This is a genomic window from Myxococcus virescens (assembly GCF_900101905.1).
GTDB classification, from domain to species: Bacteria; Myxococcota; Myxococcia; order Myxococcales; family Myxococcaceae; genus Myxococcus; species Myxococcus virescens.
Window position 1 is genome coordinate 1 of record NZ_FNAJ01000009.1, and the last position, 21,049, is coordinate 21,049.

The window sequence follows — 21,049 nt, forward strand, 5'->3', positions numbered from 1 at the left end:
CGACGCCGACCTCCAGGGTGTCGAGGGAGAGGCGATTGCCGCTGCCGCACCGGGCGCAGCGCTGCAGCACGTCTTCGGCAGTGACTTCGTGAATGGCCATGGGCGTCCTCACGCGACAGCGGTGTACGAGCCGTACCAGTACGTCGCGGCGAGGCCTGAGAGGTTTTGGTGGCTGTAGAAGGCGAAGCCGTCTCTGTCGGGCACCATGACGGTGGGGTTGCCGACGAAGCTGCCGCTGGTGGCGTAGGGGGTGAGGGTGATGGAGGAGGGCGCGGTGGGAAAGCGGCTGCGGAACGTCACCGAGCCGCCCCCGGCCAGGTTGTCGTGCGCGACGGTGTCGCTGTTGCTGTACTGGAGGCCGAGCCGGCCCACCTCGCGCACGCTGCCCGCCACCTCGAAGGCCGTGTTGCTGGCAGTGCTACTCATGGGAATCCGCCAGGTGCGCGTCCAGGTGGTGAATGTGACGCCAGTGTTGGCGTCGTGGAGGAACTCCGCCTCGTTGCGTGAGAGGCGAAAGCCGCCGGAGGCCGTCCCGCTGGTGTCCCGGGCCCAGGCGCTGCCATTCCAGGCCGCATTGAGGGTGAACCACACCGAGTCGCTGTCGGCGTAGAGGCGCAGCCGCGCGGCGGCGCCGCCCGCGCCCTGGGCGTCGAGGAGGAGGACGCGGCCGGCCCCGAGGACGGGCTGGAGGATGGCCTTGTGCTGGCCCACCGCAGTCTCGTTGCCGCGGAAGTGCCCGCCGCTGAAGGCCGAGAGGACTTCCGCGAGGGCCGCTTCGACGGTGCCTGCCGTCAGCAGGTTGCCAGCGTCCGCGACGGAGACGGCGGAGGCCGCGTGGGCCCCCGCGCCCTGGGTGACGTGCCCATTGAGGAAGCCCAGAAGCGCGGCCACCTGCTGCCGCAGGCTGCTGGCGGGGAGGGTGTGAGGCGTCCCTGCCAGTGCGTCTCCTCCGATACGAGAGGCGCCGGGGCTGTTTGCCGTTGTCTCTCCGAGGCGCGTGACGACCTCCTGCAACTGGGCCTGCACGCTGGTGCCGCTGACGTAGCTGTGGGGCGTGGCGCCAATGGCGCTGGCGTGGTGGGCCCCGGTGGCCGCGCCCTGGTGGGTGTTGAGGAAGCCCAGCAGCGAGGAGAGCTGCGCGTCCACGGTGCCCGCCGGCAGCAGGTTGGGCGTGCCGGGCACCGCGTCCGCGCCCACGCGAGAGGCGCCCGGTGTGCCAGCAGTGGCCGTGGAGAGCTTGTCCACGACTTCGTCCACGGCCGTCTGCACGGTGGTGGCGCCAACGAAGCCGTGGGGCGCGTAGTCCACGGCGCTGGCCGCGTGCCTCCGGGCGTCGCCGGAGAAGTGCCCGGCCAGTTCGGCGTCCACCTCGTCCAGCGTCGCCTGCACCGTGTCCGCGCTGGGGCTCAGGACGTCCCAGGTGCCGCTCTCCACGGCCACGGAGGTGCCCCGGGCGAAGATGAAGGCCTGGCGGCGGGAAGTGTCCAGGTCCGCAGCAAGAATCTGCGTCTGCCCTGGGCGGCGCCGGACATCACACAGCAGCAGCTCGTCGGACTGGAGGGCGGGCTTGGGCGCCTGGCCGACGGGCCCCTCCGGCGCCTGGCGCACCACCAGCTCGAAGGACTCGTCGCGGCGGAAGTACACCTGCTGGGAGTTGCCGTCCGTGCGCGGCTCGGACAGCAGGCGGGTGAAGCGCAGGAAGATGCCCACCCACCGCTCGCTGCCCGAGGTGGAGACGTCGGTGGGGATGCCCGACAAGTCCGCCGCGCAGTTCACCGTCTGCCCGGTGCCGAAGAAGATGCGCTGGCCGAGGTTGTCGTAGGCGCGGCCTGGGGCCGTCAGGTCGACGGTGAGGTTGGGGACGGGGGAATGCGGCGCGGGCACGGCCCCGGAGATGACGCCGTGGACGCCCAAGTCCGAGGCGAGGTTCCTATCTGCTTGCTCGAGCTGCGCGAAGGCCAGGTCCAGCTCGGCCTCCGTCACGCGCTGCCTGAAGTGAAAATCCAGCCGGTTGCTCATGCCTGCGCCCTCCAGAGGAAGGCAAAGGCACGGCGCGAGAAATCGGGGACATGCCAGGCGGACGTCAGTGCAGCGTCGTCGTCTCGCCCAGCTCGCTGAGTCCCAGCTCCCAGTGCTCCGGGAGTATGGGCGGCAGGGGCTCCACCAAGTCGACGAAGTGGGTGTGCGCGGGCTTGAGGTAGTCGACGAGGGTGCGCAGTCGCTGGCGCTCCGCAGGCGAGAGGAGACGCTCCACCTCGACGTTGAAGGCGTAGCGGGCGAAGCGCTCCGAGGGGCCCAGTACCCAGTCGACGCCCAGCTCGGACTCACCCAGCACGAGGGTGTCTGAGGCGAAGGGAGAGATGGCCCTCACCTCGATGCCGAGGAAGAAGCGGATGGCGTTGCGCAGGCCCAGCGCGGTGCCCTTCTGCTGGTACATGTCCACGAGGATGGCGGCCAGGCGGCGCCGGGCGAGGACGTCCAGCTCGAAGGCGAAGGGGTTTCCCAAGTCCTGGAGGATGCCGTCGAGGAAGGACTCCGGCGCACGCTCCAGGTCAAAGACGTCGGGGAAGGCGTCCAAGTCAGCGAGGAGCAAGTCCGTCACCTCCTGAAGGCAGGAGATGAAGCGGTGCAGGTCGCCCGTCACGTCGTCGCGGCGGTTGTGGCGGGGCAGCATGTCCCAGAGCTGGAAGTGCCGGGAGGGCGGCCTGGTCGGCCTGAAACCCGTGAAGATGGCGCGGTGGTAGGGGGCGAGCACCAGGTTGCCGTGGGCGTCCGTCACGCCCTCCACGAGCACCTCGTACCCCACGTCCGGCGTCATTTCCGTGTCGAGGGCGAGGTGGACGAGGGGGCCGTCGGCCGCGGCCTCGAGGGCGGCCACCGGGACTGCGGGCGCGCCGCGAGGCGTGAAGGTGATGCGCGCGGAGGGCGGTACCCGCACGTCCTCGTCGAAGGCGAGGCGCACCGATTTCGACGCCAGGGCCTGGGCGCTCACGAGCCGGGGTGCCGTCCTGTCCTCCACGGTGAAGGTGTACGTCTCGTCGAGGAGGTGCGCGCCGCCGGCCGTGGCCGAGACGACGCGGACGGAGACGGTGGCCTGGCTAACCAGTGGCACCGCCGGATGGAGCACCACACGCAGGGTGTCTGCCGTCTGCGTCACCTCCGCCAGAGGCCCCGCGAAGGCGGGTTGCACCTCGACGTCAGCCCCGCCTTCGAAGGCGGGGAATCCGTCCACCCAGACGCGCGTGGCCGCCCGGGCAATGCCGTCCGTGCCGACGTCCACCAGCTCCAACTCCAGCGCGGCATTGACGGGGACATTCGCCTCCTCGGGGCCCGGAGCGCGGTTGAGGAGGAGGGGACGGCGCGTCTCGGCGAAGAGGGAGACGGTGTCGACGTAGAGGGCGGGCAGCTCAACCGTGGCCATGGGGCTTCCTCACGGGGATACGAGCTCCAGGCGGACGCCCACCGTGTGGACACCGGAGAGCTTCGAGACGTTGGCGACCAGGTCCGAGACGAGCCGCTCGCGGCCGGGGCGCCCTCGGCAGCGGGCGTACTTCACCCCGCCCACGACGAGGGACGCTTCCCAGGCCAGGCCAACTGGGGCGCTTGGAGGCACACGGAGGCGCAAGGCGGTGCGGACCAGGTCCACGCCGGTGACGTCCACGGCTTGAGTCACCTCGGCGAAGTCCCCAGGGGCCAGCTCGAAGCGGCGCCCGAGCTCCTCGTCTCCGAGGACGAAGAGGTACTCGCCCGAGGCGGGCGTGGCCCGCTGGGGCCGGATGCGTCCCTGGCCCAGGCCGAGGCGGCTGGTGAAGGCGGTGAGGGCCATGGGCGTCACACCTGCCGGGACAGCTCGAGCGAGTCGAAGTATGCCCGGCGCGTGACGTCCTTCACCGCGAAGCCGAAGCCGCCCCGGCCCGAGGTGAGGGGCTGGCTGCCGGAGTTGATGCCGAGGGCGTCGTCGATGAAGTCGGCCATGCCCGGCACGGGCTGCCAGTCAGGGGGCGTGCCGAGCGGGTGCGCGGCCAAGTCATTCTGGAGGGCCTTGAGGACGACGTCGCCGTTGGCGTTGACGATGACGTCCAGCCGCAGGTGCAGCCAGGTGCCCTGGGTGAAGCTGGCCGAGGACTTCAGCAGGACACCGGGGCCGTCCGCGTCAGGCAGGCCCGTGGCCACCGCGCCTTTGCGCAGAACAACTCGATGGGGCTCATCGTCGGAGAGACCCAGGAGGTAGGCGGAGTCGTTGACGGAGGTGCCCTGTCCGCACAGGAAGAGGAAGGGCGCGAAGCCGGTGGGGCCGCCGCCCGGCCCTCGCTGGAGGCAGCCGCGGATGCTCCCGCCCCGGGCCATGGGGGCGAAGTCGGGGAGGTTGGCGAAGAGACCCACTGCGCCCTGCGCGGCGGAGAGGGAGTTGAAGGCGAAGAGGAAGTGGCCGCCGCCCGGGGGACGGGCAATGCCCGCCGTCACGCCCCTGTCCACGGTGGCGATGTCCAGTCCTTGATTGAGGTAACTCCAATCTGCGCTTGCCATGATGTCCTCACTGCGTGGCGGCCACAGGCCACCCGGTGTCGAAGTCCTCGGTGGGCTGCGTCGTGTTGAAGAGGGCCACGCGCGCCGTCACGTCCTCCCAGCGCCAGGCGTAGGCCTCGTTGGTGTGCCAGCGCTCCTCGAAGTCCTCCCGCGGCGAGTTGTTGAAGAGGCCCGGCACGGAGGTGATGTCCGCCCAGTCCGTGAGGAAGCGCCCCTGGTCCCACGTCTCGACGACGCCCCCCTCGAAGCGGTGCGGGACGAGCTGCGCGGCCGGCAGCTCGAAGAGGTAGCCGTCGTTGTCCCAGCCCCGGGAGAAGGACTCGAAGCCCTCGCGCTGGCCAGAGAAGAAGGCGAGGGCTACAGGGATGTCGGAGAGGGCGGCGCGCCACACGTACCAGTGCTCGAAGTCCTCGCACGCCTCCTCCGGCACACCGAAGCCCGCTAGGGCTTCGAGGTGCGTCACCGCCGTCAGCGTCCAGTGCGCTGCCTCGCCGGGCCGGGCGCCCGCGTCTTCGAAGCTGGGATTCAGGAGGGGCATGTCAGAGCAGCCCTCCGGTGTCCCCGTCCTGCAGGATGACGCTGCCCAGCACCGGCAGCTCGCGCACCGTCAGCTTCACGTCCGCGGGCAGGCTGTTGAGTGTCAAATCCATCCGCGCGTCGCCCAGCTTCCGCACCCCGGGCGCGTCGCGGATGACGTTGAACACGTCCGACCAGGCTACCTCGCCGGCGGGGAAGCCCTGGGCGTCCTTGAGGTTGAAGCCGAAGTCGATGCGCGGGTTGGGTGTGCCGTCAGGCTCGCTGATGCGGAAGTGGGCGACGAGTGCCTGGCGGACGCGCGAGGCGACGTCCTGGGCCGAAGCGCCCTGGCGCAGGAAGAGGCGGGCGGAGACGTCCACGCGCCGGTACACCGGCTCCTGGACGCTCACCTGGAAGGTGAGGGTGCAGGGGTAGACTTCGGTGACTTGCCGCAGCACCTGGGCCTTGAGCGCGGGCGTGGGGACTCCGCCGCCCTGGGGCACGACGTAGAGGATGCCGGCATTCTCGGCAATGGTGGCGTCTTCGTTGGACGTCAGCATGAGGGCGCGAGCCACTCCGGGGAGGCGCCGGGCGTTAATCTCGAAGTCCTCGCGGGAGACGGTGCGCGTTGGAGCCCGGAGACTCTCGGGGGCGAGCAGCTTCGCGGAGGCCACCGTCTGCCTGTCCGTGCCACCCGAAGCGGGGGCGGGGTTGTGGACGGACACCTGCACCGCGTGGCCGTGGGCGTCCCGAAAGCTGCCCTCCACGACGACGAGGCGACCCGCGTCCACGTTGCCGGCCGTGCCGCCACCTGTCTTGTACACCACCGCCACGGTGCCAGCGGGCGGCAGGCCGTTGGTGCCGGTGCCGAAGCGGATGGTGGCCTTGTCCCCCTGGTCCACCGAGACGAGGAAGTGGGCGTCGGAGGCGCGGGAGTTGAGGAAGGTGTCCACCTCGGTGAAGGTGCCCTGGGCGGTGGACACGCGGGCGGAGCCGTCGAGGTAGGGCGCGAAGTCCAGGTGTGCCTCGAAGTCAGCGAGGCCGCGGGCGTCGAAGAGCTGGGTGTGCGTCTTTGAGTGCTCCACCACGGCCAGGACGCGCGGCGGGTTGGCGCCGGCCAGAATGGTGACGTACGAGAGGAGCTGGAAGCGGACGGCCTCTGTCACCTCCTGCGTGCGGACGATGGTGCCGGCGGGGAAGGTGACAGGGGCTGCGGGAGGCTGAGCCAGGCGCAGCTCCACCTCGGCCGTGGCCGCATGGGCACCGTGAAGCCGGTAGCCCAGCATTCTCGCCAGGGCGATGACGTTGCGGCGCTGGGTGGCGGTGGAGAGGCGCGACTCGCGGGCGAGGTTGTCCTGGTAGAAGCCGAGGACGTCGCCGACGAAGGCGAACATCTCCAGCAGCAGGTTGCCGAAGCTGGCGACGTCGAAATCGGCCCAGTCCGGGAAGACGCTCCGCACCAGCGCCACGAGGCGTGCGCGCAGAGCATCGTAGTCTTTGGTGGTGTAGTCGGTGTTGTGAGGCAGCAACGGAATGCTCGCTTTCAAAGATACCGTTGGGCGATAAGCGCCTTGCGCTCAAGTCTTGGACCGGGGGCGCCATAGAGGAGTTGCACAAGTGCGATGGCGCGCCCCTCGGAGGTCCACTGAGCGTAGGCAGCACCGCCTCGCTGCCGAGGCTTGCCGTTGGTGTCGATTCCGAGTTGCTCCACAATCCAACAGACCGTTGCGGGATGGCCGCAGTAGGCCGCCTGAAGGTAGCCGCGCTTGGAGACGTGAAGGCAGCCGTTGCCGTCAAAGAGACCCCGGAGAAATGCACGTTGCTCCTGGCCAACGAGATTGGGTGGAGCACATGGTGCATACGTCTTGCGCGGCACCACTCCAAGTCGGCCAAGAGAGAGACAAAGCTTGCGGGAGCAAGCCATCAGGCTCCTCAGCCTACTCTTGGTCCAACTCAGTCGTCCGCCAATTCGCGCATGAAGCGTGGAAAGGTGGGATTCGTCCTTGGCGGCGAGATGCACTCTGAGTGCCCAGCGCGGTTTGAAGACGACTGAACCGTCTGCGTAAATGAACCCGAGCCAGTACGCACGCTCCACGTCCAACGGCTCTTCAAAGAAATCCTCGCGTACCCAGTTTTTTCTGGGTTGTCCCGTGCGTCGCTCGGGCGGAAAGAGTCCATCGATGTCGAGTGGTGGGGAGAATGCGAGGGGGTTGGTATGAGAATTGTCCACGATGCGAATGCCTCCGAAGAGGCAAAGCCATCGGACGTGGTGTGTTCGGGGACATCTCACATCTCCAACGAGACGCTCACGGAAGTTGCCGCATCGCGCTCCTTCACCCGGACATGCAGAGTAAACAGAGGGCCTGACTGCTCGACGCGGACCTGCACAAGCTGGACGCCAGGCAGCCAGCGCGCGAGGGCGTCACGGATGCACACGCGCGCCAACTCCCCCAGCACGGCGTCGTTGCTCTGATGGCGAAGGCGCGAGAGGCCCGCGCCGAAGCTGGTGCGCCAGGGCAGCTCACCGGTGGAGTGGGGAGTGGCGCCTTCCGTCAGCAGCACCTGCCGTACCTTCGAGGCGAGCAGTTCGGCCCCGGTCCCCGTGGCGAAGTCCCGCTTTCGGTCGCGCCGGAAGGGGACGAGGAGATTCTGGGGGGCTCGACTCATGACGTCCTCCTCATGGAACGGGAATGGCCGAGCGCACCTGCTGCAGCGTGCGGACGATGGCGTCGAGTGGTGCGATGGCGCCATCGAGCGGGCCTTCGAGGCTGGAGAAGTCCGGCACCTGGGGGCCGCCCACCAGTCCGAGGAGGACGTTGAGGAGGGCCATGAGCTGGGAGAGGGCGGCCAGGGCCTTGCCGACGTTGGCGGCCTCCTGGGCGACGTTGGCCTCCGCGCAGCCGGCCACCGCAAGGAGGCCCGCGTCTCCAAGCTGGGCGGCGCGTTGCCGGGCCCGCGCCACACTCGACAGGCGCAGCTGCATGTGGACGAGCTGGGCACGCGCACGGCCCAGCTCGCCCAGGACGATGTCGATGACGCCCACCACGGTGTAAGGCACCGAGAGCTGGGGGACGAGGCGGAGCAGCTTGGACACCTTCTCGGACAATTTGGGCAGAGCCGCGGCGATGGCTGTCGGGTCCGGCGGCGGCCCCAGCGCGTCCGGTATGGCCTTCACGACTTCGACGAGGGCCAGCACCGCGCCGATGACGTCGAAAATAGGCATGAGCGGCGCGAGCGCCGGCTGGACGGCTTGCAGGAGCTGGTGGTGCTGCAGGGTGGCGCCGCCGGGCAGGGTGAGGGTAGGCGCCTCGGGCAACGGCGGGATGTGGATGCAGATGGGCAGCGCCATGGGCTTCCTCAAATCGGCTCGGCGATGGGGCGGACGACACGGCCGGCGATGGTGACTTGAGCGGCTTCGAGGGAGATGGCGCCCACCGCGCGCAGGGTGAGGGCGGTGGTGGCCTCCAGTGTGACGGAGTTGGTTTCCGCGTCGAAGGTGAGGCAGTCGCCCGTCTTCCGGTTGGTGAGCTTCAGCTTCCGCTTCCCCGCGGACTCGTCCAACTCGACGCGGAAGGTGGGCGTGGCGAGGACGCGGTTGTCGGGCGGAGACACCTGGGCTTCTTCGGGCACCTCGCTCTGACCGCCGGGCCGCCCCCAGTGCGCGCTGAGGTAGTAGGGGGCGTCGACGTCGCCCTGGTTGAAGAAGACAGCGACCTCTGCGCCCACCTCGGGGACGGCGAAGAAGCCCGTGTCCTTGGCGCCCCCGCCGGAGGTGCCCAGCGGCCAGGCCCAGGCGGACTCGGGCTCGAGGACACCGGGGATGCACACGCGGACGCGGCCGAGCTGCGCCTCGTCGTCGCGGCTGGTGACGTAGCCCACGTACATTCCGAGGAGGCGCGTGTCATGGGCAAGGATGTCGTCGTCGAAGGTGCTCATGGTGGGCTCGCTACTTGGGGAGACTCATTCCGGCTTCCGGGTCCTCGACTCCGATGGGCTGCCCGTCGCGGCGGTACTCGATGTACCGGGTGCCGGTGTCCCTCTCGAAGGCCTCGACTTCCTTCAGTGCCCCAGTCGTCTCGGGCGCGCTGGTGTTGGGCTGTCCCCCCTGGGGCTGGCCTTGCTTCTCGGCGCTGGCTTGCTGACGCTGTCCGGTGCCGTCACGCGACAGCTTCAACTCGCAGGTGTAGCCAGAGGAGGAGAGGACGTGCTTCGCCTCTGTGACGTAATACTTCCCGGACAGGAAGCTGGAGATGCCTCGCACCTCCACGACGGACTTCGCGCGCAAGCTGGGATTGCCCACCACCTGGAGGGACAGCTTCACGGTGCCGGCTGCCGAGCGCCGGAAGCGGGCTGCGGATTCGCGCTGAGCTTGGGCCGGCGTCGATGCGGAGGTGGGCTGGACGCTGGTGGTGCTGTTGCGGAGCTGCAGCGACGTGGTGCCCGTGCGCTTGTCCACCACTTCAAGGAAGTCGGCGAGGGTGGTGCGCTCCACGGTGGCGCTGCTCGCCTGGGCGTCGATGGTCGCCTTGGCCATGGCGTCCCGGCCACGGACGCCCACCTGGCCCACTCGCCGCCCCAGCTCCGACTCGACGTTGACGGAGAGGATGTCGCCCCGGCCCGCGTCGGCGTACCACCACAGCACCTGGGTGGGCGCGGCGGCCTGGTTTCGCGGACCGAAGGTGAGGCCCCTGTCGTCGACGTGGAACTCGAACTCCTCCCGCGCGGCCAGGCGCCGAAGAAAGCGCGCATCTGTCTCCCCGGCCTGGTGGATGGCGTCGAAGGACTCTCCGGTGTCCTCGACATGGACGGAGCTCTCCTCGTAGCCGTACTCGGCGGCCACCTCGCGCACCACCTGGGCGCGCGTTTTGCCCTTCCAAGCGCGCGTCTTCGCTTCGCGGTGCATGAGGGCGCTGAGCGCCTGGCCTTCGACGGTGAGCACCTGAAAGCCCTTCAGCTTCTTGATGACGACGCGCCGCGGAGGCGCCATGAGTCCCGGGTAGCCCCAGGACACCTCCAGCACCGCGCCGCCCACCAGCTCCGCCCTGTCGAAGAGGGCCAAGTCGAAGTTGTCCAACTGGAGGGACAGCTTGTCGGCCTTCGTGGCGGAGTCCTCGAAGGTGAGGCTGAGGACGCGCCCCTCAAGCGAGAGGGGCTCACCGCTGCGGGCCTTCTCGTGTGCCAGCAGCGTGAGACGCACGCCAGGCGCGCTCCTGTCGAGGGGCCGCGTCATTCGCTGACCCTCCGTCGCTGCTCGCTGAGGATGACGTCGGTGAGGACGCGCAGCGAGGGGATGTAGACGCGCCGCCCGGCCTCCAGCTCCAGCGTCGCGTCGATGATGGGTTCCGGCTGGAAGTCCGCAATCGCCCACCAGAAGCCGCAGGCGCGCGGGAGGGGGGCGAAGTAGCGGCCGGCCAGACCCCAGAGGGAGTCACCCTCGGCGACGAGGTGGACGCGCGTGTCAGCGTGCGGCTGGAAGCCGTAGGGAACTCTCTCGGTGAGCAGCAGACGTCCCACCTCATCCCGAATACCGAAGGAGAAGGAGTAGCGACTGCCGGCGTGAGGGGCCACTACGGCACCTCCTGACGGAGCTGCTCGGAGGTGACGCGGGTGTCGAGCACCTCCTCAAAGGTGACGGTGGCGGTGTAGACGAGGACGCGGCCGTCCACGGCCAACTGGCGGTAGTTGAACTCCACGCTGGCGACGACGCACTCCACGGTGAGGACGCCGGGCCAGAGGACGAGGACGCGCGGGGGCGCCGTCGCCAGCACACCCTTGGTGCCCGCCGGAGGCACGGTGAGCGCCCGCAGGAAGGCGCGGAACGCCATGATGTTGGACGTGTCGGCCTGCTGCATGGCGAAGTAGGCATCCAGGTAGAACTCGACGCCCGCGAGCTGCCGATTGGAGGTGCCCTGAAACTGGAGCACCTGGTGAGAGAGGCCGGGCACCGCCAAGCGATTCCAATTCACCTGGAGCTTCTCTACCAACTGCGTGGGGTTGAAGATGCACTCCATTGCCTCGCCGGTGAGGACATTCACCAGTACGCAGCGAGGAGGACGGGCGAGGCCGGCAGCGATGGACACGTGGGGTCCGCCTTTCAGTACGCCGGCATGGGAGAGAAGCTGCGTGAGGCGGCGTCCCTCTCGGCACGAGCCGTGGCCTGGGCAAGCACCTCGCCGTCCACCTGCAGGCTGACGAGGACGGGGGCGGCGGGAGGCGAGGCCGGCTGCGAAGAGAGCACCTCGGGTGGGGGCAGCGAGGCTTGGAGGGCCGCCACCGCCGGCATGGACGAGGACTCCAGGGGCCAGTCCACCGGCGAGGTGGGCGAGGCCGCGGTGACGACGGACGCGGGTGTGGCTGCGCTGCCGGTGGCGTCCTCAAGGCCGAAGGCGACGGACAAGTCCCGGTGGAGACCCAGTCGGGCCGTGCGGAGCGCCTGCTGGAGGCCGGTGTCCGTGCCGAAGAGGCTCGCCACCGCGTCCACCACACCGAGGATGGCGCCCACCAGCTCCAGGAGGACGCCGGAGATGGCGTCGACCACGCCGAAGACGACGAGCTTCATGCCCGTCCACGCCTCGGCCCAGTTGCCGGTGAGGGCTCCGCTCAGCGTCAACACCACGCCCCAGAAGACGTCGACGATGCCAGAGAAGGCCGCCAGGGCGGCGTTGAGGACGCCGCCCACCACGGACACCGCGAGGGAGACGGCGGACACCAGCACGCCCACGACGGTGGTGATGTTGCCGATGGCAAACCCGATGGCTTGCCCCATGGCCACCCAGATGCTGCCGCCTTCCCTCGCGGCGGAGCTGGTGCCCAAGAGGCCGGAGAGCGCCCCACCGAGGACGCGGCCGAGGTGCGCCAGGCTGCTGAGGAGGACGTCGACGCCGGCCTTCATGTAGTGCCATTGCCCCGCGAGGCCCTCCGCCACCTCTGCACCGGTCGTTAGGCCCCTGACGACGAAGTCGAAGACGCGGGCGAGGGCGCGCCCCACCGTGGCCCCCGCCTCGCCGAAGGCGGCGAACTTCGCAGCGGCGGTGGTCGCGTCGTCCCGCTCGGAGAGGAAGCCCAGCGCTTCGCCCACCCGCTGCAACGTCGCCTGGAAGGCGTCGAGGGTGGGGCGCGCGGCTTCGAGGCCAGAGGAGAAGCCGTCGGCGAGGCCCGAGAAGAAGCTGTGGACGCGGTGTGCCCACAGGTAGAGGTTGATGAGGAAGTCTTTCAGCCCGGCATTCTGGGCCCGGCCCAACTCCTCCCGCACCGCGCCGGAGAAGCCTCCGTCCTCGAAGAGCTGGACGAAGCCTCGGAAGGCGAGCGTCACCTGCTCCTGCACACGCCGCGCGAAGTTGCCCAGGCCCCCGAGGTTGTGGCGGAAGGCGTAGGCGAGGCCGGCCACGGCGACGCCCAGCAGGACGACAGCGGCTACCGCCGGAAGCACCGTGGCCAGGAGGCTGCCCAGGGTAAGGCCCAGCACCTTGAGGCCCAGCACCAGCAGCGCCAAACCCACCTTGGCGGAAATGACGGCGCCGACAAGGGCGATGATGCCACCGGCCCCCAGGGCGAAGGCTGCGAAGGCGCGCTTCACCGGGCCGGGCAACGCCTGGAAGACACCCAGCACCTGCTGCACCGCGCCGGCGACGAGGGTGACGAGGGGCTTCAGCACCTGGCTGAAGGGCTCCCCGAGGACGATGGCCAGCGTCTCCAGGTTGCCAGCCAGCAGCGTCTTCTGGCCCTGAAATGTGTCCAGCATCTGCTCGCGGAACTTCGTGGCCGTGCCGCCCGCATTCTCGAACTCATCGCGCAGGTACTTGAGGGCCTCGGCGCCGCGGACGACTTCGCCAGTGTCCTTGCGGATGCCGTTGGTGAACTGCGTGAGGATGGCATTCACGCCGCCGAGCGCCTCGCGGCCGAAGGCCTTCAGGAGGAAGGCGGAGCGCTGCGCTGCCGTCATTCGCTCGAGGGCGGGCGACAGTTTGTCGAGGATGCCGAGGAAGGAGAGGAAGTTGCCTTTGGAGTCGGTGACGGCAACACCCAGGCCGCGCAGGTGCTCTTGCACCTGCGGGTCCGCCATGCGCTCCATAGCCACCGCGACGGCGGTGGACGCGCGCTCCACGCCGGGGACAACATTCTTCACAAGGCCGAGGGCGATGAGTGTCTCGGGCAGGGACTGGTTGAGGGCCTGTGCGCCGCGCGCAGCGGTGCCGAGGGCCAGGGGCAACTCATTCGCACTGAGGGCGAAGACGTTGACGGCCTGGAGCATCTGGTCGACGGAGATGGCGGCCTTGTCGGTGGAGATGCCGAAGGCCTTCATGGCCTGGGAGGCGAGGCCCGCCGCCCCCTGGGGTGTCAGCTCTCCCAGCGAGCCACCCGCCAGGTCCAACACCGGCAGGAGCAGCTTCATGGCCTCCGCGGCGGTGAAGCCGGCCTGAGTGAGCTCGCGCAGGCCCAGCACGGACTCGGTGGGCGTGAATTGCGTGGCGAGGCTGGCCTTGACGGCCGCGTCACGCAGCTCCCCGAGCACCTCGGCCGAGGCACCAGAGACGGCGGCCACGCCCGCCAGGGCTTGTTCGAACTGGCCGGCGACGTTGGCCAGCGAGAGGGACGCGCCCACGGTGACGGCGCCAGCCGTGAAGATGGCCATGGCGACGCCAAGCCGCTGGAAGGCGGTTTCAATACGCGCGGTGCCCAACCCCACTCGCCTGTCCAGGCTCATGAAGTTGCGCTCCACGCCCTGGAAGGTGCCAGAGGCCAAGTCCCGTGCCGTGAAGACGAAGCCCAGGCCGAGATTGTTGAGCACGCGCTACCTCCGCTTCGCGGACTTCTCCAAGGCCTTCGCCTCGCGACTGCGTTGCTGGCCGATGCGCTCGAGGAGCCAGTCCCTGTCCGAGGTGGGCAGCTCCAAGGCGTCACCAAGAGGCACTGCGAGGCCGCTGCCGCCGTGTTGGTGCCAGCACAGGTTGAAGAGGCCCTCGCGCCACGTCTCCAGCGTCACGCCGGGGAAGAGGTGGAGCGCTCCCGTCGCCTCGTCGTCCGGGCTTGCCCCGGAAGGAAGAAGCCCCGGTCGAAAGGGAGCTCCACCTCCTGGCGCATGAAGCACTCGGGGCATTCGACTTCGAGCGTCGTGTCCACCCCGCAGTCGACGCGGTCGAACTCGTCGACGAGGAAGTCGGCGTCGCGCAGGCTCAAGTCTTCGAGGAAGCGGCGCTTGTCGCGGGCGTCCACGCCATCGACGTCCAGCACCCGGTAGGCGAGGACGGAGGACAGCAGCTTCTCCGGCGCCGCGCGCTGCAGCTGCGGCAGCCGCCGCTCGTCCTCACCCGTCAGCAGCTTGAAGCGCACGCGCTTGCTGGCGTCCGGCAGCGTTGTCTCAAAGCGGTGGCCGGCCATGAAGGCCGCGCGGCTGGCGTCCGAGAGGGCGCGCACCGGGAGCTGCGTCAAGTCCAGCTCCCAGTCGATGCGGGCCCGGCAGGCAGCATTCTGGCAGGGGACGGCGAAGACGTACTCGGGGCCGTAGGTGAGGACGCGCACCTGGAGGAGCGCGTAGAAGCGGTCCCCCTGCAGCACCTGGCCCCAGTCCACCTTCCCGTCGGGGAAGGCGTAGGGGCCTGCTTCCACCAACTCCTCCCAGCACGCGGAGAGCAGCTCATCCACCTGGCCGCCGCTCTTCGCCAGCTTCCTATCCGCGAGGACGCGCTCCTCCCGCACTCGCATGCCGCGAATGCGGCCCGTCAGCCCCGAGGGGCACGAAATGGTGTCCGCCATGTCCTTCCTCCGGGAAGGACAAAGGCCTCGGGCGGCAAATCGGGGACATCCTCAAGCGCGTTTCATTTGACGACGGTGGAGCCTGCGCGTGTTGACCGGGCCACACAGAGGACACCTTCAGTAGCTCAATAACGGTGGAAAGTTGAGCCCATGGCCCGCACCATGGATATTGAAATGCAACCGCCATGCCCCATACCTCGAAACTCTCATGCCGAGTGGTGTTCAGCCCTCAGGCATGGGGGCAGGTGGGGCGCATGCCGCACGGCACATTCGTTGCCGTGCAGGAGGCTGTCGCTCGCATTGAGAGGGAAGGACGCGTGCAGCGCTCGTCAGCAGGTAACACCGTCACTCGGCTTCGGTTGGCCCCAGGGCCGCTGGACATCATCTGCGAGTGGGACGAAACACGGCGCACGTTGACAGTTGTGGATATCGTCTCCGTGCCCGCTGAGGCTTGTTGAATTCGCGGGCGGATGTGCGCTGCTTCTGAATGGGAATCGTCCGCCCGCGTGCAAGGCCCACGGGTGCTGCGTCGCTGGCTGAGTCCTATTTGGCCAGCTCGAAGAAATCGTAGGTGAGGGTGACGCTTTCGATGACATTTTCATCGGACTCGTTGTCCCACTCGCCCGCGACGAACTTCACCGGCCAGGCGCGAGAGAGGCTCCACCGACGCAGCGTAGTGCCGTCCCGGTCCTGCTGGACGATGTCGAGGTTGCGCTTGTAGAGGCTGTCCGGCAGCCCCAGGCCACTGGCGGTGTGGACGACGTCCTGGAACCAGTCGAAGAGCTCATGGTCCTGCGTGGCGCCTCTCTCCAGTGTGACGTCGGAGAAGGTGAGGCGCCCCGGGGACTTGTTCGGAATCAAGGAGCCGCCCTCGAAATACTGGACGTTGGCGACCTCGACGGACAATTCGCTGCACTTCTGGAAACCCGAGTGCCCGAGGCCGTCCACCTCGCAGAGGAACTTGAAGCGCTTATGGAAGCTGCGCGGCTGTCCGATGATTGCCATCGAGAGGCTCCTTACAGGCCCGCCGAAGCCAGCTCGGCTTCGAGGGCGCGGGTGTCCTGAGAAACCCGCAGGACGATGAACTCGGCGGGCTTGTTGGTGGCGAGGCCGATGCGCGCCACCAGCTTGCCGGCGAAGATGACGGAGGGTGGGTTGAGGGCGTCCGAGACGTCGACGAAGAAGGCCTTCGCGGGCTCCATGCTCCGGAAGGCGCCGTTCCGCATCTGAGCGAGGAGGAAGGCGGCAATGGAGCGCCGCACCTGGGCGCGCAGGCCTTCGGTGTTGTTGCGGTGCCGGGCGAACTGCAGGCCCGTCTTGAGACTGCGCTCGATGAAGGACACCCCGCGCCGCTCGGCGACGAAGGGGAAGTTGCCGCTGGCCTTCAGCGTGCGCGAGCCGTCGATGAAGCGCGGGAGGCCGGGCCCGGTGGTGAGCGGGTTGATGCGGTGGGGGTAGACGACGTCCCGCTTCTTCTCTTCCAACGTCTCCTTGGACTCGAAGCCCAGGACGCCGAACATGCGTCCGGCCTCGATGCCCGCGGGCGCGTCGTACACCCCGCCGGGGCGCGCGCCGTCATTGCGCGCGAAGACGCCAGCGATGATGCCGGAGGGCGGGACGACGAGCTGCTCCACGTTGCCGAAGACGCTTCGGGCGGGGTTGAGCACCTTGACGCGCGGCCAGTAGAGGGCCGCGTGCTCAGAGAGGCCTTCGAGGGAGGCATCCTGCGAGACGTAGGAGACGATGTCCGTGGTGCTGTAGCCCGCGGGCGAGTCGAGGATGGCGAAGGCGAGGCCGTCGCGGGCCACCTCGCAGTAGCGCACCATGGCGTTGTGGGTGGCCGGCGTGGCTCGGCCGGGCACGAGGAGGAGGGAGAGCTCCTGCACCTCGTCGAGTGCGTAGAGGCCCGTCCTACCCGCCTCGGAGCCGATGAAGTCCGCGTCGCCCAATCCGACGAGGCCGTCCTCGCCACCGGAGAGGGCCACCGTCTGCACGTCCGGAAGCGCGTCCGGTTGCACCATGAAGGCTTGGACGTAGCTGCTGCCGGTGCGCTCGTCATTGAGGACGCGCTCGACGTAGCGCGCGTCGTCCTCGGACGAGGAGAGGTTGGGGAAGGACTCGCGGTAGGCGCCGTCCTCGAGGATGAGGACGTCGAAGGTGTCGGGGGCACTGTTGGTGGAGGGGCGCACCTCCACTTCGAGGCGGTTGGCGTAGGCGCCCGTGTCCTTCGCCTCCAGGTGGAGGACGTCGGTGGCGCCGGAGGCGTCGCCCGTGTGCGGCAGCGCGTCCAGGCCGAGGCCGGGGCCTGCGTCGCCCTGCACGCGCAAAGTGGCGCCAGGCCCCGTGGACTGGGTGAGCAACTGCAGGGCCCCCAGGGAGGAAGGCGCCACGCGGACACCCGCCACTGCCGCCTCCACGAGAGCGCGGACTTCCGCCAGCTCGACGGCGCGCAGACTCTGGACGTTGCCGCTCCCGACCTGCGGGCCACCAGGGAAGCCGAAGACGGTGCCCGCCACCTCGTCGCCCACCTCCAGGCGGCTGGAGGCGCCCTGGGTGTCACTGGCGATTCTCAGCACACCGTCCGCCACGGTGGCTCGCCCGCCAATGAGTCCCGCGTTGATGACGGCGGCCACCTCCTGAGCGGTGGCCTGGCCCATGTCGTCGAAGTCACCCTCGTGGAAGGGGATGAAGACGTCCCTCCCGTCGTCCACACGCACGCGGAGCGCCTGGCCGGCGGTGAGGGCGTAGGGCCCCGGTCGGCCAGCGGCGACGGAAGCTGCGGCGCCGGAGAAGACGACGTCCACCGCCTCGGCGCTGTTGACGGACACCTCCAGGCGCTGGTCGTCGGCCAGGGTGAAGGGAGGCCTCAGCGTCCCGCGCACGATAGCGGGCGTGGGCCCGCCACCCGTGGTGAGGGCCGCCGCCGCACGCGTGGCCGTGTGCGACTCGGGGTCGGAGGCATCCTCGTAGTGGGCGGTGCGCACCACCCAGAGGTGGCTGCCGCCCTGCTCGAAGAAGCCCATGGCGGCCAGGGCCAAGTCGGAGTCCGGCGTGAAGCCGCCGAAGGTGGCCTGGTACTCCTCGAAGGAGGTGCACAGCACGGCTTGGCCAATGGGGCCGCGCTCCGCCAGGCCCACGGCACCCGCCACGGAGGTGGGCGCGGAAGGAATGCCCCGGACGCGCGGCTCCTCCTCCTCAACCACGATTTTCGACGACAGCAGCTCACGACTCATGACGCACCTCGCTTCTTCCGGGGCGCGCGCACCGACGCTACCGGCGCGACAGAGGGGGGCGATGACGGCGTGGCCGTGGGGGCTTGCCGCTTCAGGACGACTTCGCCCCGGCGAATGGCAGCCGCGACAGCGGGAACGGAGAGAGCCGCCTCGGGCACGTCCTCCAGCGTCACGCCCGTGGCCAGGGTGAGGGAGGAGGGCAGGCGCCGGCCGCTGCGGCCTGGCTGCACGCCGCAGGCGCACGCGCCTCGCGCCAGGCAGTACGACTCGTGGGGCAAAAGGAAGGTGACGAGCCTGCCCAGGGCATTGGTGAGGGTGACGCTCATGAGGTGCCTCCGGAGTGAGAGTCCGTTTCGAGGTGCGTGCCGGCGACCGTCTTGCCGATGTCGAGGGGCAGGCCCTCGTCCACGTCGAAGCCGCGCACCAGCAGGCCCCACGTGAAGGCGCGCACGTCGTCGCGGCTGCCGAGCTGCGTGCGCACCTCGCCGTCCGCGTCCATCTCCCAGCGCACGGTGCCGCGCGAGGCGTCCTCGGCGTCCCTCGACATGGCCAGCCAGCGGTTGCGGTTGAGGAAGGTGGCCACGGCGGCCATGAGGTTGAAGAGCTCGGCGGTGCGGTTGGCGGCCACCGTGAGGGTGAAGGCCAAGTCCACCGTGTACGCGGGGCGCCTGCGCACCAGCTCCGAGCCGGAGGGGCCCTGCACGACGTCCTCGTGCAAGACGTTGGTGGAGTAGCGCCGACTCTCGCGCAGCGTGGGGCCTGACAGCACCACGGAGGGCAGCGAGGCCATGGCGATGACGTTGAGGCCGTCTGCGACGGTGTCGTCGTAGTCGACGGAGACGCTGGCGCTGACGTTGGCCACCACCTGGCGCTTCAGCTCACGCAGCAAGGTGCGCACGAGGCGGGTGAGGTCCGCCTCACGACCGACGCGCGGGCGCAGGTAGCGGTACGCGCCCGGAAGGAGAGCGGCCTCGCCTGGAATGGGGTGTCCGTCCGCGGAGAGGTTGAGCAGCTCCACGTCGACGTTGTCCACCTCATGCATGGGCGTCCGCACGTCCACTTGGGCAGTGCCCGCCTCTTCACGGACGGAGAGCACCTCCGCGCGCAGTCCGCCCAGGCGCACGGCCACCCGCGCGGCGAAGCCAGTGCCAGAGAGGCGGAGGATGTCTCCGCCGCTGGTGGGGCCCGAGGAGGGCGTCACGGAGGTGAGGGAGGGGAGGGCCATTACCCGGGCCCTCCGAGGCCCAGCTCCTTGGCCACCCGCGCGAGGAAGCGGCGGCTGGCGCCCTGGCGAAAGCGTGCGAAGGCCGGCCGGAGGAAGGGGCGCGCGGGCGTCTGCGTCACAACCACCCCGCGCCCGCCGCCGCCGGTACGCGACTGGCCAGCCAGGCCGGCCTGGCGCAGCAGCGCGAAGAGGAAGCGCCGCATCTTCGGCGTCATCGGGACGATGACGGGCGGCCCCCCGTACTCCTGCAACTGCGCCACGTCGACGAGTGCCTCACCGTCGGGGCCTTTCGCCGTGCGGGACACGCCGATGAAGGCCTCGTCGCCCTCCACGACGACACTGATTGAGTTGCGCAGCGCACCGGAGACGAGGAGGGACTTCGTCCCGTTGAAGCCCGCGAGTTGGCGCGCCGCCAACGTGAGGGGCGAGGGCGGGCGGAGCGGCTCTCCACCTGGCGCCTGCTGGGTGAGGCCCTGCACGACTTCCTTGCGCAGGGCGTGCGCCTCCTGCCGCAGGGCCGTCTGCATCGCCCCTTCAAGGCGCGACGAGCCCGCCGCCAGTAGCCTGCGGGCCCGTGCCCAGTCTCCGGTGCGCGAGACGGCCATGGACGCCTCAGCCCTTCTTGGCCCGCAGGTGGGGGACGTGCGAGTTGAGCCACTCGAGGGCCACGTGCGTGGCTTCACTCACCACCGCGCCGTGGCGGACGGACACCGAGGTGAGGGCCAGCGTGTGCGCGGCGACTTCAACGTCCTCCGGCCGGCAGCCGTAGTGCTTGAGGCCCTCGGCGATGGGGCGCACGGCGGGCAAGGTGCCGTAGCGCCAGTAGTGCAGCTCCAGGTTGCAGGTGTAGGCCTCGGCCTCGTAGCGAGCGCGCGCGGCGGAGCTGGTGAGGTAGGCCAACTCGTAGCTGGGGCCCTCCTCGTCGTGCTGGACGACGTGCTGGTGCTCGTGGACGCACACCACCACCTGGGCCCACAAGTCCCAGCCCGACTTCGGCACGCCCACCTCGAAGGGCACGTAGAGGGTGCGCCCCACGGTGGTGGCGTACTTCTCCAGGAAGCGCTGCCTGTCGAGGATGCCCATGCGCTGAAGCGCCTCGGCCGCCAACTGCATCTCGAGCGAGTCCGACTTGTTGGCCGTCTTGGTGCGCAGGCGCGACTGCATGTGCTGGTAGAAGGCCCACACCTCCGCGGGCTGGATGTCGCGCTGGAAGAGTCCGCCCACGCCGGGGAGGGACTGGAGGTAGCCCTTCACGGGACACCGCCTTCCGTGGCACCGGCGTCCACAGTGCCTGCGTCCACGGTGCCGGCGTCCACGGAGGGGAGCAGGCACGTGTGGCCGGCGACGCCCTCCTCGTTGACGTAGGCGCAGGTGAAGGCGGCGCTGCTGTGCTCGCTGACGGCGTCGCAGTCGGCCAGCGTCTGCCAGTTGCCGTCGCCGTTGCAGATTTCGGCGACGTTGCCGGCGCACCGGGTGGACACCGGCGCGCACCCGTCCGGTGCGCGGCAGCGGGTGAGGAGGGCGGTAGCGAGAAGAGAGGTGAGCAACAGTGCTTTCATGCGAGTCCTCGGGCTTGGGGCCTGTCGTTGAAGGTGACGAGCAAGAGATTCCGGCGAGGCCTCCGGCGGTGGAGTCCGAAGCCCGTGGGGCGCGCCTCCGTGACGTACAGCCCAGGCGGTGTCCTCACGGCCTGCACGAGGGCGCCCGCGACATCGTAGAGCGCGCCCAGCCTGTCGCTGGGGCGGATGAGGGCGTCGCCCGTGGCCGCGTCGACGAGGCCGAGGCGCTCCAAGTC

The 21,049-nt window shown here is 69.5% G+C and carries 22 protein-coding genes and 1 pseudogene; all 23 read right to left on the minus strand.

The annotated features are described in order from the left end of the window. Positions 1 to 108: 108 nt before the first annotated feature. Positions 109 to 2,019, minus strand: coding sequence for a hypothetical protein (locus tag BLU09_RS23920; protein WP_090491828.1), 1,911 nt, complete (start codon positions 2,017 to 2,019; stop codon positions 109 to 111). 64 nt (positions 2,020 to 2,083) lie between these two features. Then, the gene (locus BLU09_RS23925; protein WP_090491829.1) at positions 2,084 to 3,421 is read right to left on the minus strand and encodes a phage tail protein; all 1,338 of its coding nucleotides are present in this window, start codon (positions 3,419 to 3,421) and stop codon (positions 2,084 to 2,086) included. A 9-nt stretch (positions 3,422 to 3,430) separates the two neighbouring features. Continuing rightward, a complete protein-coding gene (locus BLU09_RS23930) occupies positions 3,431 to 3,826 on the minus strand; it encodes a hypothetical protein (RefSeq protein WP_090492078.1) in 396 nt (131 codons plus the stop codon). 5 nt (positions 3,827 to 3,831) lie between these two features. After that, positions 3,832 to 4,527, minus strand: a complete 696-nt coding sequence (locus BLU09_RS23935; protein WP_090491830.1) for a hypothetical protein — start codon at positions 4,525 to 4,527, stop codon at positions 3,832 to 3,834. Between the two features lie 7 nt (positions 4,528 to 4,534). Then, positions 4,535 to 5,065, minus strand: a complete 531-nt coding sequence (locus BLU09_RS23940) for a hypothetical protein (RefSeq protein WP_090491831.1) — start codon at positions 5,063 to 5,065, stop codon at positions 4,535 to 4,537. Position 5,066: 1 nt separating this feature from the next. Continuing rightward, complete coding sequence (locus tag BLU09_RS23945) at positions 5,067 to 6,578, minus strand: baseplate J/gp47 family protein (protein WP_090492079.1); 1,512 nt, start codon at positions 6,576 to 6,578, stop codon at positions 5,067 to 5,069. 751 nt (positions 6,579 to 7,329) lie between these two features. Next, positions 7,330 to 7,710 carry a GPW/gp25 family protein gene (locus BLU09_RS23950; RefSeq protein ID WP_090491832.1) on the minus strand — a complete coding sequence of 127 codons (381 nt, stop codon included), beginning with the start codon at positions 7,708 to 7,710 and terminating at the stop codon, positions 7,330 to 7,332. Positions 7,711 to 7,720: 10 nt separating this feature from the next. After that, positions 7,721 to 8,392, minus strand: a complete 672-nt coding sequence (locus BLU09_RS23955; RefSeq protein ID WP_090491833.1) for a hypothetical protein — start codon at positions 8,390 to 8,392, stop codon at positions 7,721 to 7,723. A gap of 8 nt (positions 8,393 to 8,400) precedes the next feature. Beyond that, positions 8,401 to 8,979 (minus strand): phage baseplate assembly protein V, encoded by a 579-nt coding sequence (locus BLU09_RS23960; RefSeq protein WP_090491834.1) that lies wholly within the window; start codon positions 8,977 to 8,979, stop codon positions 8,401 to 8,403. A 10-nt stretch (positions 8,980 to 8,989) separates the two neighbouring features. Continuing rightward, positions 8,990 to 10,273 (minus strand): phage late control D family protein, encoded by a 1,284-nt coding sequence (locus tag BLU09_RS23965; RefSeq protein ID WP_090491835.1) that lies wholly within the window; start codon positions 10,271 to 10,273, stop codon positions 8,990 to 8,992. Further along, a complete protein-coding gene (locus tag BLU09_RS23970) occupies positions 10,270 to 10,611 on the minus strand; it encodes a hypothetical protein (RefSeq protein ID WP_090491836.1) in 342 nt (113 codons plus the stop codon). Before BLU09_RS23970 ends, BLU09_RS23965 begins: the two co-directional genes overlap by 4 nt. Further along, positions 10,611 to 11,123: a CIS tube protein gene (locus BLU09_RS23975; RefSeq protein WP_090491837.1), complete on the minus strand. Its 513-nt coding sequence runs from the start codon at positions 11,121 to 11,123 to the stop codon at positions 10,611 to 10,613. The genes BLU09_RS23970 and BLU09_RS23975 overlap by 1 nt, the downstream gene beginning before the upstream one ends. A 14-nt stretch (positions 11,124 to 11,137) precedes the next feature. Continuing rightward, complete coding sequence (locus BLU09_RS23980) at positions 11,138 to 13,831, minus strand: phage tail tape measure protein (RefSeq protein WP_090491838.1); 2,694 nt, start codon at positions 13,829 to 13,831, stop codon at positions 11,138 to 11,140. Positions 13,832 to 13,834: 3 nt separating this feature from the next. Next, positions 13,835 to 14,026, minus strand: a complete 192-nt coding sequence (locus tag BLU09_RS23985) for a hypothetical protein (protein WP_002617553.1) — start codon at positions 14,024 to 14,026, stop codon at positions 13,835 to 13,837. Next, positions 14,023 to 14,796, minus strand: a complete 774-nt coding sequence (locus BLU09_RS23990) for a hypothetical protein (protein WP_090491839.1) — start codon at positions 14,794 to 14,796, stop codon at positions 14,023 to 14,025. Before BLU09_RS23990 ends, BLU09_RS23985 begins: the two co-directional genes overlap by 4 nt. Before the next feature lie 543 nt (positions 14,797 to 15,339). After that, entirely contained in the window at positions 15,340 to 15,801 is a 462-nt protein-coding gene (locus BLU09_RS23995) for a phage tail protein (protein WP_090491840.1), read from the minus strand. 11 nt (positions 15,802 to 15,812) lie between these two features. Continuing rightward, positions 15,813 to 18,029, minus strand: coding sequence for a phage tail protein (locus tag BLU09_RS24000; RefSeq protein ID WP_090491841.1), 2,217 nt, complete (start codon positions 18,027 to 18,029; stop codon positions 15,813 to 15,815). After that, positions 18,026 to 18,355, minus strand: coding sequence for a hypothetical protein (locus tag BLU09_RS24005; protein ID WP_090491842.1), 330 nt, complete (start codon positions 18,353 to 18,355; stop codon positions 18,026 to 18,028). Before BLU09_RS24005 ends, BLU09_RS24000 begins: the two co-directional genes overlap by 4 nt. Further along, entirely contained in the window at positions 18,352 to 19,254 is a 903-nt protein-coding gene (locus BLU09_RS24010; RefSeq protein ID WP_090491843.1) for an IPT/TIG domain-containing protein, read from the minus strand. Before BLU09_RS24010 ends, BLU09_RS24005 begins: the two co-directional genes overlap by 4 nt. Further along, complete coding sequence (locus tag BLU09_RS24015) at positions 19,254 to 19,859, minus strand: hypothetical protein (protein ID WP_090491844.1); 606 nt, start codon at positions 19,857 to 19,859, stop codon at positions 19,254 to 19,256. Before BLU09_RS24015 ends, BLU09_RS24010 begins: the two co-directional genes overlap by 1 nt. A gap of 7 nt (positions 19,860 to 19,866) precedes the next feature. Continuing rightward, the gene (locus tag BLU09_RS24020; protein ID WP_090491845.1) at positions 19,867 to 20,508 is read right to left on the minus strand and encodes a hypothetical protein; all 642 of its coding nucleotides are present in this window, start codon (positions 20,506 to 20,508) and stop codon (positions 19,867 to 19,869) included. Continuing rightward, a complete protein-coding gene (locus BLU09_RS24025) occupies positions 20,505 to 20,813 on the minus strand; it encodes a hypothetical protein (RefSeq protein ID WP_090491846.1) in 309 nt (102 codons plus the stop codon). Before BLU09_RS24025 ends, BLU09_RS24020 begins: the two co-directional genes overlap by 4 nt. Continuing rightward, positions 20,810 to 21,049, minus strand: a pseudogene (locus tag BLU09_RS24030) (hypothetical protein); the annotation flags it as partial. The pseudogene BLU09_RS24030 and the gene BLU09_RS24025, both read right to left, overlap by 4 nt.

What these genes read in the sequence shown, in the direction of transcription:
- BLU09_RS24015 (WP_090491844.1), bottom strand. Translation starts at nt 19,859, where the DNA reads ATGGCCGTCTCGCGCACCGGAGACTGGGCACGGGCCCGCAGGCTACTG.
- BLU09_RS23935 (WP_090491830.1), bottom strand. Translation starts at nt 4,527, where the DNA reads ATGGCAAGCGCAGATTGGAGTTACCTCAATCAAGGACTGGACATCGCC.
- BLU09_RS23990 (WP_090491839.1), bottom strand. Translation starts at nt 14,796, where the DNA reads ATGGCGGACACCATTTCGTGCCCCTCGGGGCTGACGGGCCGCATTCGC.
- BLU09_RS24005 (WP_090491842.1), bottom strand. Translation starts at nt 18,355, where the DNA reads ATGAGCGTCACCCTCACCAATGCCCTGGGCAGGCTCGTCACCTTCCTT.
- BLU09_RS23940 (WP_090491831.1), bottom strand. Translation starts at nt 5,065, where the DNA reads ATGCCCCTCCTGAATCCCAGCTTCGAAGACGCGGGCGCCCGGCCCGGC.
- BLU09_RS23925 (WP_090491829.1), bottom strand. Translation starts at nt 3,421, where the DNA reads ATGGCCACGGTTGAGCTGCCCGCCCTCTACGTCGACACCGTCTCCCTC.
- BLU09_RS24010 (WP_090491843.1), bottom strand. Translation starts at nt 19,254, where the DNA reads ATGGCCCTCCCCTCCCTCACCTCCGTGACGCCCTCCTCGGGCCCCACC.
- BLU09_RS23955 (WP_090491833.1), bottom strand. Translation starts at nt 8,392, where the DNA reads ATGGCGCTGCCCATCTGCATCCACATCCCGCCGTTGCCCGAGGCGCCT.
- BLU09_RS24025 (WP_090491846.1), bottom strand. Translation starts at nt 20,813, where the DNA reads ATGAAAGCACTGTTGCTCACCTCTCTTCTCGCTACCGCCCTCCTCACC.
- BLU09_RS23965 (WP_090491835.1), bottom strand. Translation starts at nt 10,273, where the DNA reads ATGACGCGGCCCCTCGACAGGAGCGCGCCTGGCGTGCGTCTCACGCTG.
- BLU09_RS23950 (WP_090491832.1), bottom strand. Translation starts at nt 7,710, where the DNA reads ATGAGTCGAGCCCCCCAGAATCTCCTCGTCCCCTTCCGGCGCGACCGA.
- BLU09_RS23995 (WP_090491840.1), bottom strand. Translation starts at nt 15,801, where the DNA reads ATGGCAATCATCGGACAGCCGCGCAGCTTCCATAAGCGCTTCAAGTTC.
- BLU09_RS23960 (WP_090491834.1), bottom strand. Translation starts at nt 8,979, where the DNA reads ATGAGCACCTTCGACGACGACATCCTTGCCCATGACACGCGCCTCCTC.
- BLU09_RS23930 (WP_090492078.1), bottom strand. Translation starts at nt 3,826, where the DNA reads ATGGCCCTCACCGCCTTCACCAGCCGCCTCGGCCTGGGCCAGGGACGC.
- BLU09_RS23920 (WP_090491828.1), bottom strand. Translation starts at nt 2,019, where the DNA reads ATGAGCAACCGGCTGGATTTTCACTTCAGGCAGCGCGTGACGGAGGCC.
- BLU09_RS24000 (WP_090491841.1), bottom strand. Translation starts at nt 18,029, where the DNA reads ATGAGTCGTGAGCTGCTGTCGTCGAAAATCGTGGTTGAGGAGGAGGAG.